The sequence below is a fragment of the Pseudomonas sp. YA1 genome, from assembly GCF_058680555.1.
In genome coordinates, this window is the sequence record NZ_JBZWBG010000011.1 from 129,234 (window position 1) to 143,008 (window position 13,775).

Sequence of the window (13,775 nt, forward strand, 5' to 3'; positions counted from 1 at the left end):
TGGTCGCGTATTGTCCCATTCGCGCTTTTCTTTTGCACAAAATAAAACGGCGCCGGGGTTGCCGGCGCCGTCTGGGTCGTGGGGGAGGGGAGCGCTTATTCGGCGCTCTTCTCGCCGTGCGACAGGCTGTATACGTAGGCGGCCAGCAGGTGCACCTTGTCGTTGCCCAGGTGTTCCTGTTGCGCCGGCATCACACCCTGGCGACCGTAGCGGATGGTCTGCTGCAGTTGCGCGAAGCTGGAGCCGTAGATGAACGCGCCGGGGTGGGTCAGATCGGGAGCGCCCATCGCCGGGGTGCCCTTGCCTTCCGGGCCGTGGCAGGCGACGCAGGTGGTAGCGAAGACCTGCTTGCCGGCCTCGATGTCTGCCTTGGCGCCTTCCGGCAGCTTGCGGCCATCCATCTGGGTGAGGACGAAAGCGGCGACGTTCTTCACGCCTTCCTCGCCGATCACTTCACCCCAGGCCGGCATGGCGGCGTGGCGACCAGCCATGATGGTGGTCTTGATGGTTTCCGGCTCGCCGCCCCAGCGCCAGTCGGCGTCGGTCAGGTTGGGGAAGCCGTAGGCGCCCTTGGCGTCGGAGCCGTGGCAGATCGAGCAGTTGGAGGCGAACAGGCGACCGCCCATTTTCACCGCCTGCGGATCCTTGGCGACTTCCTCGATGGGCATCGCGGCGAACTTGGCGAAGATCGGGCCGTACTTCTCGTCGGCCTTGGCCATTTCCTTTTCCCACTGGTGGACGCCGGTCCAGCCTTTTTCCTTGTCGGCGAATTCGTCGGCAGACTGGTAGCCCGGCATCAGGCCTTTCCAGGTGCCCAGGCCCGGGTACAGGGCCAGGTAGCCCACGGCGAACACCAGGGTGCCGACGAACAGCATGAACCACCACTTCGGCAGCGGGTTGTCGTACTCCTCGATGCCGTCGTAGGAGTGGCCCACGGTCTCGTCGGTGGTGCTGCTGCGCTGGCCCTTGCGGGTGGCGAAGATCAGCCAGGTCAGCGCCAGCAGGGTGCCGAGGGTGAGAGCTGTAATGTACAGACTCCAGAAGGTCGTCATTCTTTGTTACTCCTAGAAGCTTGCTCGACGTGCTTTTTGGCTTCGGGATCGTCTGCGAAGGGCAGCATCGTCGCTTCGTCGAAGCTCTTCTTGCGCTTGCCGCTATAGGCCCAGATCACCAGGCCGATGAAGGCGACCATGATCACCACGGTGCCCAGTCCACGCAGAGTCCCGATATCCATCACACTCACCGTTTGCTCTTGATAGAGGTTCCCAGGCCTTGAAGGAACGCCACCAGGGCGTCCATCTCGGTCTTGCCCTTCACGGCTTCACGTGCACCGGCGATGTCCTCGTCGGTGTAAGGCACGCCCAGCTTGCGCAGGACTTCCATCTTGGTGGCGGTGTCCTTGCCATCAAGCTTGTTCTCTACCAGCCACGGGTAGGCAGGCATCTTCGACTCGGGCACCACGTTGCGCGGGTTGTACAGGTGCGCGCGGTGCCAGTCGTCGGAGTAACGGCCGCCGACGCGGGCCAGGTCCGGGCCGGTACGCTTGGAACCCCACAGGAACGGGTGGTCCCAGACGCTTTCACCGGCGACCGAGTAATGGCCGTAGCGTTCGGTCTCGGCACGGAACGGACGGACCATCTGCGAGTGGCAGCCGACGCAGCCTTCGCGGATGTAGATGTCACGACCTTCCAGTTCCAGGGCGGTACGCGGCTTCATGCCTTCGACCGGGGTATTGGTCACGTCCTGGAAGAACAGCGGAACGATCTGGGTCAGGCCGCCGATGCTGACGGCGATCACCATGAAGATGGCCAGCAGGCCGACGTTCTTCTCGAGTATTTCGTGGTTCTTCATTTACGTCGGGCTCCTCAGGCGATCTGCGCGGCGGCTTCGTATTCGGCCGGCTTGGCAGCACGCACGGTGCGCCAGGTGTTGTAGGCCATCAGCAGCATGCCGGTGAGGAAGAAACCACCGCCGATCATGCGCACGATGAAGCCGGGGTGGCTTGCGACCAGTGCTTCAACGAAGGAGTAGGTCAGGGTGCCGTCCTCGTTGACCGCGCGCCACATCAGGCCCTGGGTGATGCCGTTGACCCACATCGAGGCGATGTACAGCACGGTGCCGATGGTGGCCAGCCAGAAGTGCGCGTTGATCAGGCCGATGCTGTGCATCTGCGGGCGACCGAAGACTTTCGGGATCAGGTGGTAGAGCGAGCCGATGGAGATCATCGCCACCCAGCCGAGGGCGCCGGCGTGCACGTGGCCGATGGTCCAGTCGGTGTAGTGGGAGAGGGCGTTGACGGTCTTGATCGCCATCATCGGGCCTTCGAAGGTGGACATGCCGTAGAAGGCCAGGGACACCACCAGGAAGCGCAGGATCGGGTCGGTGCGCAGCTTATGCCAGGCGCCGGAGAGGGTCATCATGCCGTTGATCATGCCGCCCCAGCTCGGTGCCAGGAGGATCAGCGACATCACCATGCCCAGCGACTGCGCCCAGTCCGGCAGCGCGGTGTAGTGCAGGTGGTGCGGGCCGGCCCAGATGTACAGGGAGATCAGCGCCCAGAAGTGGACGATGGACAGGCGATAGGAATAGACCGGACGCTCGGCCTGCTTGGGCACGAAGTAGTACATCATGCCGAGGAAGCCGGTGGTCAGGAAGAAGCCCACGGCGTTGTGCCCGTACCACCACTGGACCATGGCATCGGTGGCGCCGGAGTAGGCGGAGTAGGACTTGAACCAGCTCACCGGCAGCGACATGTGGTTGACGATGTGCAGCATCGCCGTCACCAGGATGAAGGCACCGTAGAACCAGTTGCCCACATAGATGTGCTTGACCTTGCGCTTGACGATGGTGCCGAAGAACACGATCGCGTAGGTGATCCAGACGATCGCCAGGAGGATGGCCAGCGGCCATTCCAGTTCGGCGTATTCCTTGGAGGTGGTGAAACCCTGCGGCAGGGTCAGCACGGCGCCCACGATCACGGCCTGCCAACCCCAGAAGGTGAAGGCCGCCAGCGTGTCTGAAATCAGTCGGGCTTGCGAGGTACGTTGCACCACGTAGTACGAGGTGGCGAAGAGGGCGCACCCACCGAAGGCGAAGATCACCGCGTTGGTGTGCAGGGGGCGAAGGCGGCCGAAGCTCGTCCACGGCAGGTCGAAGTTCAATTCGGGCCATACCAGTTGGGCGGCGATCAGGACACCGAGACCCATTCCAATGACCCCCCAGACCACCGTCATAACGGCGAACTGGCGGACCACCTTATAGTTATAAGCAGTCTGACTGATTGCTGTGCTCATGCTAGGGGTTCCACGGTTAATGGACTTTTTTAGGGACAAAAAATCGGCGGCAAGTATGGAGAAAGCGGGTGGGCATTGCAACGCGCCAGGCCAGGGGCGACGCCAGTTTGATGCCTGCTTCAGAGCGCTTTCCAAGGCGGCCGTATGGCTTTCTGGCGCTATCCGGGCGAGTGGGTTCGGCCGGTGAAGTTAGGTGTCCCGTCGCTCTGCCGGAGAGGGACGAATGCAGAGCAGCTTAGACGCGATTGAAAAGGATGGGTAGGAAAGGCGTCCGCTGGTGCGACACTTCGTCGCGCCGCCTGGGACTAAGGTCTGAGACCGGGGGGAGGACCCGCGCCCGGGAGGGCGCGGGTGGGGGGAGGGGTCAGTTGCTGCCCTGGTTGTGCGACAGGTTGTAGATGTAGGCGGCCAGGATGTGCACCTTTTCCTTGCCCAGGTAGGGCTCCTGGGCCGGCATCTGGCCCTGGCGGCCATGGCGGATGGTTTGTTGGAGCTGGGCGTAGCTGGAGCCGTAGATGAACGCGCCGGGGTTGGTCAGGTTCGGCGCGCCGACCAGGGCGGTACCCTTGCCTTCCGGGCCGTGGCAGGCGACGCAGTTGACCGAGAAGATCTGCTTGCCGGCCTCGACGTCGGCCTTGGTGCCTTCCGGCAGCTTCAGCCCGGCGAGTTCGGTGCGGACGTAGGCGGCGACGTTCTTCACCCCGTCTTCGCCGAGGATGTCGCCCCAGGCCGCCATGATCGCGTGGCGACCGCCGAGGATGGTGGTCTCGATGCTCTGCGGGTCACCGCCCCAGCGCCACTCGTTGTCGGCCAGGTTGGGGAAGCCGAGGGCGCCCTTGGCGTCGGAACCGTGGCAGATCGAGCAGTAGGTGGCGAACATGCGGCTGCCCATCTTCATGGCGTGCTCGTCCTTGGCCACTTCCTCGATGGGCATGGCGGCGTACTTGGCGAAGATCGGCCCGTACTTCTCCTGGGCGATGTTCATCTCGCGTTCCCACTGCTTGTCCTGGGTCCAGCCGCCCTCGTAGCCCGGCAGCACGCCTTTCCAGTTACCCAGGCCCGGGTACAGGACCAGGTAGCCGACGGAGAAGACGATGGTGCCGATGTACAGCATGAACCACCACTTCGGCAGCGGATTGTCGTACTCCTCGATGCCGTCGTAGGAGTGGCCCATGGTCTTTTCGGTAGTACCCTTGGCCTCGCCCTTGCGGGTGGCGAAGACCAGCCAGAGCAGGGCGATCAAGGTACCGACGGTAAGAGCTGTGATGTACAGACTCCAGAAGGTGGTCATTCTTTGTTACTCCTAGAAGCTTGCTCGACGTGCTTTTTGGCTTCGGGATCGTCTGCGAAGGGCAGCATCGTCGCTTCGTCGAAGCTCTTCTTGCGTTTGCCGCTGTAGGCCCAGATCACCAGACCGATGAAGGCGACCATGATCAGCAGCGTGCCGAGTCCTCGCAGCGTCCCGATATCCATTGCCGTCACCGTTTGTTCTTGATCGAGGTGCCGAGCACCTGCAGGTAGGCGACCACGGCGTCCATTTCGGTCTTGCCTTTCAGCGAGTCCTTGGCGCCCTTGATGTCTTCGTCGGTATAGGGCACGCCGAGGGTGCGCATCACTTCGAGCTTCTTCTCGATGTCCTTGCCGTCGAGCTTGTTCTCCACCAGCCACGGGTAGGCCGGCATCTTCGACTCGGGCACCACGTTGCGCGGGTTGAACAGGTGCGCGCGGTGCCAGTCGTCGGAGTAGCGGCTACCGACGCGGGCCAGGTCCGGGCCGGTACGCTTGGAACCCCACAGGAACGGGTGGTCCCAGACGCTCTCGCCGGCCACCGAGTAGTGGCCGTAGCGTTCGGTTTCGGCGCGGAACGGACGGATCATCTGCGAGTGGCAACCGACGCAGCCTTCGCGGATATAGATGTCGCGGCCTTCCAGTTGCAGCGCGGTATAGGGCTTCATGCCTTCGACCGGGGTGTTGGTCACGTCCTGGAAGAACAGCGGCACGATCTGGGTCAGGCCGCCGATGCTCACGGCCACGGCCATGCATAGCGCCAGCAGGCCGACGTTCTTCTCGAGTATTTCGTGTTTCATGCTCGGCTCCTCAGGCGATCTGTGCGGCGGCTTCGTATTCGGCCGGCTTGGCGGCACTGACGGTGCGCCAGGTGTTGTAGGCCATCAGGAACATGCCGAGCAGGAAGATGAAGCCGCCGAGCATGCGCACGATGAAGCCGGGGTGGCCGGCGGCCAGCGCTTCGACGAAGGAGTAGGTCAGGGTGCCGTCCTCGTTGACCGCGCGCCACATCAGGCCCTGGGTGATGCCGTTGACCCACATCGAGGCGATGTACAGCACGGTGCCGATGGTGGCCAGCCAGAAGTGCGCGTTGATCAGGCCCAGGCTGTACATCTTCTCGCGGCCGAAGACCTTCGGGATCAGGTGGTAGAGCGAGCCGATGGAAACCATCGCGACCCAGCCGAGGGCGCCGGCGTGTACGTGGCCGATGGTCCAGTCGGTGTAGTGGGAGAGGGCGTTGACGGTCTTGATCGCCATCATCGGGCCTTCGAAGGTGGACATGCCGTAGAAGGCCAGGGACACCACCAGGAAGCGCAGGATCGGGTCGCTGCGCAGCTTATGCCAGGCGCCGGAGAGGGTCATCATGCCGTTGATCATGCCGCCCCAGCTCGGCGCCAGGAGGATCAGCGACATCACCATGCCCAGCGACTGCGCCCAGTCCGGCAGCGCGGTGTAGTGCAGGTGGTGCGGGCCGGCCCAGATGTACACCGCGATCAGCGCCCAGAAGTGGACGATGGACAGGCGGTAGGAGTAGACCGGACGCTCGGCCTGCTTGGGCACGAAGTAGTACATCATGCCGAGGAAGCCGGCGGTGAGGAAGAAGCCCACGGCGTTGTGCCCGTACCACCACTGGACCATGGCGTCGGTGGCGCCGGCGTACAGCGAGTAGGACTTGGTGAAGGTCACCGGCAGCTCGAGGTTGTTCACCACGTGGAGCATGGCGACGGTGAGGATGAACCCGCCGAAGAACCAGTTGCCCACATAGATGTGCTTGACCTTGCGCTTGACCAGGGTGCCGAAGAACACCACCGCGTAGGCGACCCAGACTACCGTGATCAGGATGTCGATCGGCCACTCCAGCTCGGCGTACTCCTTGGACGAGGTGTAGCCCAGCGGCAGGCTGATGGCGGCCAGCAGGATCACCAGTTGCCAGCCCCAGAAGGTGAAGGAGGCGAGGGTGTCGGAGAACAGTCGCACCTGGCAGGTGCGCTGCACCGCGTAGTAGCTGGTGGCGAACAGTGCGCAACCGCCGAAGGCGAAGATCACCGCGTTGGTGTGCAGCGGGCGCAGGCGGCCGAAGCTCGTCCACGGCAAGCCGAAGTTCAGGTCGGGCCATACCAGCTGGGCGGCGATCAGGACACCGACGGTCATGCCGACGATGCCCCAGACCACGGTCATGATGGCGAATTGGCGGACCACCTTGTAGTTATAGGCGGACTCTGGGTTAGTGGTGCTCATGCTATGGGCTTCCATCCACGGTTATACGCTATGGCTTTTTCCGGCAGTTGGGATGCCGGGCGTCCCCCCATTGGGGCTGGTCTAATTGGCGTAATTAGCGAGAGGAAGCATGGATAATGGGGCGTTATGAAATATTGATCGGGATCAATTGGCTTCCCGGCCCCCACTGCATACGAGGTGTGGCAAGTTGTCGCTGAAATGGAACCGCCCGGCCGGCTCGCTGTCGGCCACCCTGATTCTCGCCCATGGCGCCGGGGCGCCGATGGACAGCCCGTTCATGGAGCGCATCGCCGAACTGCTCGCTGCCCAGGGCATTGCCGTCGCGCGCTTCGAGTTTCCCTACATGGCCCAGCGCCGCGAGGACGGCCGCAAGCGTCCGCCGAATCCGCAGGCGCAGTTGCTCGACTGCTGGCGGCGAGTCCATGCGCAGGTCCGCGAGACCCTGGACGGGCCCTTGGCCCTGGGCGGCAAGTCGATGGGCGGGCGCATGGCCAGCCTGCTGGCCGACGAGCTGGGCGCGGATGCCCTGGTCTGCCTCGGCTACCCGTTCTACGCCGCCGGCAAGCCGGAGAAGCCGCGGGTCGCGCACCTCGCCGGGCTGCGCACGCCGACCCTGATCGTCCAGGGCGAGCGCGATGCCCTGGGCAACCGCGAGGCGGTGGCGGGCTATGCACTGGCGCCGACGATCCGCCTGCATTGGCTGGCCGCGGCGGACCACGACCTCAAGCCGCTGAAGGCCTCCGGCCTGACCCACGAGCAGCACCTGGCGGCAACGGCGCGGGAGGTGGCCGGCTTCCTTCGCGGGCTCCAGGGCCATTAACGGTTCCTTAAGGCATCCCCTCATAAGCTGCGGCGCAACCACCCTCGCATTGAGGCGTGGGCGACTGACTTCTCTGAGGGGGGAAGACATGAACATGCATGCCGACGGTGAGCAGATCACCGCTATCGATACCCGCGAACGCATCCTGCTGACGGGGGCCACCGGCTTTCTCGGCGGTTCGGTCGCCGCCCAGCTGATCGCCGCCGGGCACGGCGCCAACCTGTCCTTCCTGGTCCGCGCCGAATCCCGCCAGGAGGGGCTCGAACGCCTGCGCGGCAACCTGCTGATGCATGGCGTCGACGAAGCCGACTGCCTGGCACTGCGGGCGGAGCAGATCATCTGCGGCGATTTCCTCGACACCTCCTGGCTGGCCCGCGAGACGCCGCGCCTGATGCAGGTGGAGCGGGTGATCAATTGCGCCGCCGTGGCGTCGTTCTCGAAGAACCCGACCATCTGGCCGGTCAACGTCGACGGCACTTTCGCCTTCGCCGACGTGCTGAGCCGTTCGAAGCGACTGAAGCGTTTCCTCCACGTCGGTACCGCGATGTGCTGCGGACCGCAGCGAGAGTCGCCGATCAGCGAGTCCTGGGAGTTCCCGGCGGCGGAGCAGCAACTGGTGGACTACACCGCGTCCAAGGCGGAAATCGAGCGGCGCATGCGCGAGGAACTGCCGGGCCTGCCCCTGGTGGTGGCGCGGCCATCCATCGTGGTGGGCCACCGTACCCTTGGCTGCCAGGCCTCCGGCAGCATCTTCTGGGTCTTCCGCATGGGCTTCGCCCTGGAAAGCTTCACCTGCGGCCTGGACGAGCAGATCGACGTGATCCCGGTCGACTACTGCGCCGAGGCGCTGATCGGCCTGGCGCTGAAGCCGTGCCTGGGGCACAGCCTCTACCATATCTCCGCCGGCCATCGCGCCGCCTGCACCTTCGGCGAGATCGACGAGGCCTTCGCCCGCGCCAACGGGGCGGCGCCGGTAGGCGAGCGCTACCGCAAGGTGGAGGTGGACGACCTCAAGGAACTGGCGAAGAGTTTCGAGTCGCGCATCGGCCCGGCCAATCCGCGTCTGGTCCTGCGCGCGTTGCGCTTGTACAGCGGCTTTGCCGACCTCAACTACCTGTTCGACAACAGCCGTCTGCTGGAGGAGGGGATCTCCGCGCCACCGCGCTTCACCGACTACCTCGACGTCTGCGTGCAGTCGTCCAGCGCGGTGAGCATCCCGGCGCAGATGCAATGGGACTTCAAGTGACGGCAGGCGCGGGGAGCTTCCTCCCCGCGGCCTGATCTCAGCGGTTGAAGCGCTCGACCAGGGAATACTGGCTCTGCGCGGTGGTGGTCAGTTCCTCGCTCAGTTTCGCCGTGCGCAGCGCCTCGTCGGAGGTCTGCTCGGCCAGGGCGGCGATGGTGCTGATGTTGCGGTTGATTTCCTCGGCCACCGCGCTCTGTTCTTCCGCGGCGGCGGCGATCTGGGTGGTCATCTCGGTGATGTTGCTGACCGCCTCGCTGATGCCGACCAGCGCGCTGTCGGCTTCCAGCACTCGCTGGACCCCGGCTTCGGCCTGCTGCAGGCCGCTCTCCATGGTATGTACCGCATCGTTGGCGGTGTTCTGCAACTTGGCGATCAGGTGGTGGATCTGCTCGGTGGAGGCCGCGGTGCGTTGCGCCAGCGAGCGCACTTCGTCGGCCACCACGGCGAAGCCGCGTCCCTGGTCGCCGGCCCGCGCCGCCTCGATAGCGGCGTTGAGGGCGAGCAGGTTGGTCTGGTCGGCGATGCCCTTGATCACATCGACCACGCCGCCGATCTCGTTGCTGTCCTGGGCCAGGCGACTCACCGCGGCCCCGGTCTCGCCCACCGACTCCGACAGGCGCTGGATGGCGTTGCGCGTCTCCGCGGCGATGTCGCGGCCGCGCGAGGTCAGTTCGTTGGCCTTCTGCGTGGCGTCGGCGGTCAGCTGGACATTGTTCGCCACTTCCTGGGTGGTGGCGGCCATCTCGTTGACCGCGGTGGCCACCTGCTCGGTCTCTGCGCGCTGCTGTTCCAGACCGGCGGAGCTGTGGTGGGCCAGGGTGTCGGCCTGGCGCGCCTGCTCGGTGAGGTATTCGGCGGTGTCCTGCAGGCGCGTCAGGCAGGTCTTCAGGCGCGCGTCCTGGCTGAGGATGGCCATTTCCAGGCGCGCCTGGTCGCCGCGGCTGTCGGTGTACATCTGCGCGATCAGCGGGTCGGAGGTGGTCTGTTCGGCGAGCCGCATCAGGCGCTTCAGCCCGCGCTTCTGCCAGCGCAGTCCGGCGAGGCCGAGCGGAACGGCGAGCAGGCCGGCGAGGATGAAGCCCCACCAGGAGTTCAGCCAGATACCGATGAGAAAGCCGATCTGGCTGATCAGGATGAACGGCAGCCAGTCGAGCAGTACCGGCAGCCAGCGGTCGCGCCGGGGGATCGCCGGCTTGCCGGCGCCGAGGCGACGGTAGAGGGCCTCGGCGCGCTGGATCTGTTCGGCGGTCGGCTTGACCCGCACCGACTCGTAGCCGACCACCGCGCCCTGGTCGTAGATCGGCGTGACATAGGCGCTGACCCAGTAGTGGTCGCCGTTCTTGCAGCGGTTCTTGACGATCCCCATCCACGGGCGGCCGGCTTTGAGGGTGGTCCACATGTGGGCGAACACCGCCGGCGGGACGTCGGGGTGACGGATCAGATTGTGCGGCGCGGACATCAGCTCCTCGCGACTGAAGCCGCTGATGTCGATGAAGGCTTCATTGCAGTAGGTAATGATGCCTTTGAGATTGGTGGTGGTGATCAGGCGTTGCTCCGCCGGATAGACGCGCTCGTGCTGGGTGATGGGTTGATTGTTGCGCATGGGCCTTCCAAAACAAGTGAAGCATTTACCTCTGCATCGGCGAAAACGCCTTTCACATGAGGGATTTGTGAATGCTTTCACGAGGAAAAACAGATAGCTATTGACCCAAAGCATGAGAACCGACCACGTGGTCGGATAGATGGCGGATTCGCTGATGGAGGTCAATACGTTACGGTTTCGTGTCATTCCCGGCGGCGCGCATGGGCTGGGGAGGGGCCTGGCGGATAAGCGCGAGGCGGCCATTCGCCGGTACTGCGGGGTATCGGCGGATGACGCAGGGGCGTTGTTCTCCCTGCGAAGCGCCCGCCGCCCCGGGCGCCGGAATGAAAAAGGGGTGGCCGAAGCCACCCCTCCGCGCGTACCGCCGCTGCCTCAGAGCATGCTGCGCAGCACGTAGTGGAGGATGCCGCCGGCCTTGAAGTACTCGACCTCGTTGAGGGTGTCGATGCGGCAAAGGACCTTGAAGCTGTCCTGGCTGCCGTCCTCGCGGGTCACTTCCACGCTGAGCGGCATGTGCGGCTTGAGTTCGCCGCCGAGGCCGCGGATGTTCAGCACCTCCTTGCCGGTCAGCTTCAGGCTCTTGCGGTCCTGGCCGTTCTCGAACTGCAACGGCAGCACGCCCATGCCGACCAGGTTGGAGCGGTGGATGCGCTCGAAGCTCTCCGCGATCACCGCCTTCACGCCCAGCAGGTTGGTACCCTTGGCCGCCCAGTCGCGCGACGAGCCGGTGCCGTATTCCTTGCCGGCGACGATCACCAGCGGGGTGCCGTCCTGCTGGTAGCGCATGGCCGCGTCGTAGATCGCCAGTTTCTCGCCGCTGGGCACGTACAGGGTATTGCCGCCTTCCTCGCCGCCGAGCATCTCGTTCTTGATGCGGATGTTGGCGAAGGTGCCGCGCATCATCACCTCATGGTTGCCGCGACGGGAGCCGTAGGAGTTGAAGTCCTTCGGTTCCACGCCGTGCTCGCGCAGGTAGCGGCCGGCCGGGCTGTCGGCCTTGATGTTGCCGGCAGGGGAGATGTGGTCGGTGGTCACCGAGTCGCCCAGCACCGCCAGCACCCGCGCCTGCTCGACGTCGGCGATGGCCGGCGGCGCCTCGGCGATGTGTTCGAAGAAGGGTGGATGCTGGATGTAGGTGGAGTCGGCCTGCCACTCGTAGGTGTCCGACTGCGGCACCTGGATCGCCTGCCATTTCTCGTCGCCGGCGAAGACCTCGGCGTACTCCTTGTGGAACATCTCGGTGTCGACCTTCTGGATCGCCTCGGCGATTTCCTTCTGGCTCGGCCAGATGTCCTTCAGGTAGACCGGCTGGCCGTCCTTGCCGGTGCCCAGCGGTTCCTCGCTGAGGTTGATCCGCACGCTGCCGGCCAGGGCGTAGGCCACCACCAGCGGCGGCGAGGCCAGCCAGTTGGTCTTCACCAACGGGTGCACGCGGCCTTCGAAGTTACGGTTGCCGGAGAGTACCGAGGCGACGGTCAGGTCGGCCTGCTGGATGGCTTTCTCGATCGGCTCCAGCAGCGGCCCGGAGTTGCCGATGCAGGTGGTGCAGCCGTAGCCGACCAGGTCGAAGCCGAGTTCGTCGAGGTAGCGGGTCAGGCCGGCGGCCTTGAAGTAGTCGGTGACCACCTTGGAGCCCGGCGCCAGCGAACTCTTCACCCAGGGCTTGCGTTGCAGGCCTTTCTCCACCGCCTTCTTCGCCAGCAGGCCGGCGGCCATCATCACGCTGGGGTTGGAGGTGTTGGTGCAGGAGGTGATGGCGGCGATCACCACCGCGCCGTTCTTCAGGCGGTGGGTCTGGCCGTCGTGCTGGTAGTCGATCTCGCCGAAGGCGGCGTTGGCGCCGACCGCGGTGCCGCCGCCGCCCTCGCTGAGCAGGCGGCCTTCTTCGGTGCTGGAGGGATGCAGTTGCAGGCCGAGGAACTCGTTGAAGGCGCTGGCGACGTTCTGCAGGGCCACGCGGTCCTGCGGGCGCTTCGGTCCGGCCAGACTGGCCTCGACTTCGCCCATGTCCAGGTGCAGGGTGTCGGTGAACACCGGCTCGTGGCCCTTCTCGCGCCACAGGCCCTGTTCCTTGCTATAGGCCTCGACCAGCTTGACCGTGCTTTCCGGACGCCCGGACAGGCGCAGGTAGCCGAGGGTGATCTCGTCCACCGGGAAGAAGCCGCAGGTGGCGCCGTATTCCGGGGCCATGTTGGCGATGGTGGCGCGGTCCGCCAGGGGCAGGTCGGCCAGGCCGTCGCCGTAGAACTCGACGAATTTCCCCACCACGCCCTTCTTGCGCAGCATCTGCGTGACGGTCAGCACCAGGTCGGTGGCGGTGATGCCCTCGCGCAGCTTGCCGGTGAGCTTGAAGCCGATGACCTCGGGGATCAGCATCGATACCGGCTGGCCGAGCATGGCGGCTTCCGCCTCGATGCCGCCGACGCCCCAGCCGAGCACGCCGAGGCCGTTGATCATGGTGGTGTGGGAGTCGGTGCCGACCAGGGTGTCGGGGAAGGCGTAGGTCCTGCCATCCTCTTCCTTGGTCCAGACCGTGCGGCCCAGGTACTCCAGGTTGACCTGGTGGCAGATGCCGGTGCCCGGCGGCACCACGCTGAAGTTGTCGAAGGCGTTCTGGCCCCAGCGCAGGAAGGCGTAGCGTTCGCCGTTGCGCTGCATCTCGATCTCGACGTTCTGTTCGAAGGCCGATTCGCTGGCGAACTTGTCGACCATCACCGAGTGGTCGATGACCAGGTCCACCGGCGACAGCGGGTTGATCTTCTGCGGGTCGCCGCCGGCCTTGGCCATGGCCGCGCGCATGGCGGCCAAGTCGACCACCGCGGGCACCCCGGTGAAGTCCTGCATCAGGACCCGCGCCGGGCGGTACTGGATCTCGCGGTCGGAACGGCGCTCCCTGAGCCAGTCGGCGAGGGCCTTGAGGTCGTCGCCGGTGACGGTGCTGCCGTCCTCCCAGCGCAGGAGGTTTTCCAGCAGGACCTTCAGCGACATCGGCAGCTTGCCGAGATCGCCCAGGGTCCGGGCGGCTTCCGGGAGGCTGTAGTAGTGGTAGGTCTTGCCGTCCACAGCGAGACTGCGAAGGGTTTTCAGGCTGTCCAAAGCAGGCATTTCTGATTTCCTCACGGCGGGCCCGGGGGCGGCGGGCCTGGCCTCGTCCTGACGCCAGGCCCGTCGTCGAGCCGATAGTGCCTGGCTTCGCCCGGGACCCGCGGCGTCCGCGGACGCCAGGGTGCCGTTACCTCGGTAATGCGCGGTGGCCCGATCCCATCGGTACCGGCCGCTGGCGAGAGT

The 13,775-nt window shown here is 65.2% G+C and carries 12 protein-coding genes; 2 read left to right on the forward strand and 10 right to left on the reverse strand.

What is annotated here, in order from left to right:
• Window positions 1-95: 95 nt before the first annotated feature.
• From ccoP (AC4OR5_RS17280) to ccoN (AC4OR5_RS17315), 8 genes are all read right to left on the reverse strand, one after another.
• The gene (ccoP, locus tag AC4OR5_RS17280) at window positions 96-1,052 is read right to left on the reverse strand and encodes a cytochrome-c oxidase, cbb3-type subunit III (protein WP_003087292.1); all 957 of its coding nucleotides are present in this window, start codon (window positions 1,050-1,052) and stop codon (window positions 96-98) included.
• Entirely contained in the window at window positions 1,049-1,234 is a 186-nt protein-coding gene (locus AC4OR5_RS17285; RefSeq protein ID WP_003087298.1) for a CcoQ/FixQ family Cbb3-type cytochrome c oxidase assembly chaperone, read from the reverse strand. Before AC4OR5_RS17285 ends, ccoP (AC4OR5_RS17280) begins: the two co-directional genes overlap by 4 nt.
• Window positions 1,235-1,239: 5 nt before the next feature.
• A complete protein-coding gene (ccoO, locus tag AC4OR5_RS17290; RefSeq protein ID WP_003087303.1) occupies window positions 1,240-1,851 on the reverse strand; it encodes a cytochrome-c oxidase, cbb3-type subunit II in 612 nt (203 codons plus the stop codon).
• Between the two features lie 14 nt (window positions 1,852-1,865).
• The gene (gene ccoN / locus AC4OR5_RS17295; protein ID WP_003087306.1) at window positions 1,866-3,293 is read right to left on the reverse strand and encodes a cytochrome-c oxidase, cbb3-type subunit I; all 1,428 of its coding nucleotides are present in this window, start codon (window positions 3,291-3,293) and stop codon (window positions 1,866-1,868) included.
• 364 nt (window positions 3,294-3,657) lie between these two features.
• Window positions 3,658-4,584, reverse strand: coding sequence for a cytochrome-c oxidase, cbb3-type subunit III (gene ccoP / locus AC4OR5_RS17300; protein WP_003087308.1), 927 nt, complete (start codon window positions 4,582-4,584; stop codon window positions 3,658-3,660).
• Window positions 4,581-4,766 (reverse strand): CcoQ/FixQ family Cbb3-type cytochrome c oxidase assembly chaperone, encoded by a 186-nt coding sequence (locus tag AC4OR5_RS17305; protein ID WP_003087314.1) that lies wholly within the window; start codon window positions 4,764-4,766, stop codon window positions 4,581-4,583. The genes ccoP (AC4OR5_RS17300) and AC4OR5_RS17305 overlap by 4 nt, the downstream gene beginning before the upstream one ends.
• A gap of 5 nt (window positions 4,767-4,771) precedes the next feature.
• Complete coding sequence (gene ccoO / locus AC4OR5_RS17310) at window positions 4,772-5,380, reverse strand: cytochrome-c oxidase, cbb3-type subunit II (RefSeq protein WP_003087318.1); 609 nt, start codon at window positions 5,378-5,380, stop codon at window positions 4,772-4,774.
• Between the two features lie 10 nt (window positions 5,381-5,390).
• A complete protein-coding gene (ccoN, locus tag AC4OR5_RS17315) occupies window positions 5,391-6,818 on the reverse strand; it encodes a cytochrome-c oxidase, cbb3-type subunit I (protein WP_003087322.1) in 1,428 nt (475 codons plus the stop codon).
• Window positions 6,819-7,005: 187 nt separating this feature from the next.
• Here ccoN (AC4OR5_RS17315) and AC4OR5_RS17320 point away from each other — a divergent pair, with 187 nt between their 5' ends.
• A complete protein-coding gene (locus AC4OR5_RS17320; protein ID WP_003105994.1) occupies window positions 7,006-7,638 on the forward strand; it encodes an alpha/beta hydrolase family protein in 633 nt (210 codons plus the stop codon).
• Window positions 7,639-7,726: 88 nt separating this feature from the next.
• Window positions 7,727-8,884: a cationic peptide resistance protein CprA gene (cprA, locus tag AC4OR5_RS17325; protein ID WP_023106781.1), complete on the forward strand. Its 1,158-nt coding sequence runs from the start codon at window positions 7,727-7,729 to the stop codon at window positions 8,882-8,884.
• Between the two features lie 37 nt (window positions 8,885-8,921).
• Here the strand turns inward: cprA and AC4OR5_RS17330 are convergent, their stop codons facing one another.
• Both AC4OR5_RS17330 and acnA read right to left on the reverse strand, forming a co-directional pair.
• Window positions 8,922-10,487 carry a methyl-accepting chemotaxis protein gene (locus tag AC4OR5_RS17330; RefSeq protein WP_003087330.1) on the reverse strand — a complete coding sequence of 522 codons (1,566 nt, stop codon included), beginning with the start codon at window positions 10,485-10,487 and terminating at the stop codon, window positions 8,922-8,924.
• A gap of 372 nt (window positions 10,488-10,859) precedes the next feature.
• Window positions 10,860-13,592 (reverse strand): aconitate hydratase AcnA, encoded by a 2,733-nt coding sequence (gene acnA / locus AC4OR5_RS17335; protein WP_034029292.1) that lies wholly within the window; start codon window positions 13,590-13,592, stop codon window positions 10,860-10,862.
• Window positions 13,593-13,775 lie beyond the last annotated feature (183 nt).

What these genes read in the sequence shown, in the direction of transcription:
- ccoN (WP_003087306.1), bottom strand. Translation starts at nt 3,293, where the DNA reads ATGAGCACAGCAATCAGTCAGACTGCTTATAACTATAAGGTGGTCCGC.
- AC4OR5_RS17285 (WP_003087298.1), bottom strand. Translation starts at nt 1,234, where the DNA reads ATGGATATCGGGACTCTGCGTGGACTGGGCACCGTGGTGATCATGGTC.
- ccoO (WP_003087318.1), bottom strand. Translation starts at nt 5,380, where the DNA reads ATGAAACACGAAATACTCGAGAAGAACGTCGGCCTGCTGGCGCTATGC.
- ccoN (WP_003087322.1), bottom strand. Translation starts at nt 6,818, where the DNA reads ATGAGCACCACTAACCCAGAGTCCGCCTATAACTACAAGGTGGTCCGC.
- AC4OR5_RS17305 (WP_003087314.1), bottom strand. Translation starts at nt 4,766, where the DNA reads ATGGATATCGGGACGCTGCGAGGACTCGGCACGCTGCTGATCATGGTC.
- ccoP (WP_003087308.1), bottom strand. Translation starts at nt 4,584, where the DNA reads ATGACCACCTTCTGGAGTCTGTACATCACAGCTCTTACCGTCGGTACC.
- ccoP (WP_003087292.1), bottom strand. Translation starts at nt 1,052, where the DNA reads ATGACGACCTTCTGGAGTCTGTACATTACAGCTCTCACCCTCGGCACC.
- AC4OR5_RS17330 (WP_003087330.1), bottom strand. Translation starts at nt 10,487, where the DNA reads ATGCGCAACAATCAACCCATCACCCAGCACGAGCGCGTCTATCCGGCG.
- acnA (WP_034029292.1), bottom strand. Translation starts at nt 13,592, where the DNA reads ATGCCTGCTTTGGACAGCCTGAAAACCCTTCGCAGTCTCGCTGTGGAC.
- cprA (WP_023106781.1), top strand. Translation starts at nt 7,727, where the DNA reads ATGAACATGCATGCCGACGGTGAGCAGATCACCGCTATCGATACCCGC.
- ccoO (WP_003087303.1), bottom strand. Translation starts at nt 1,851, where the DNA reads ATGAAGAACCACGAAATACTCGAGAAGAACGTCGGCCTGCTGGCCATC.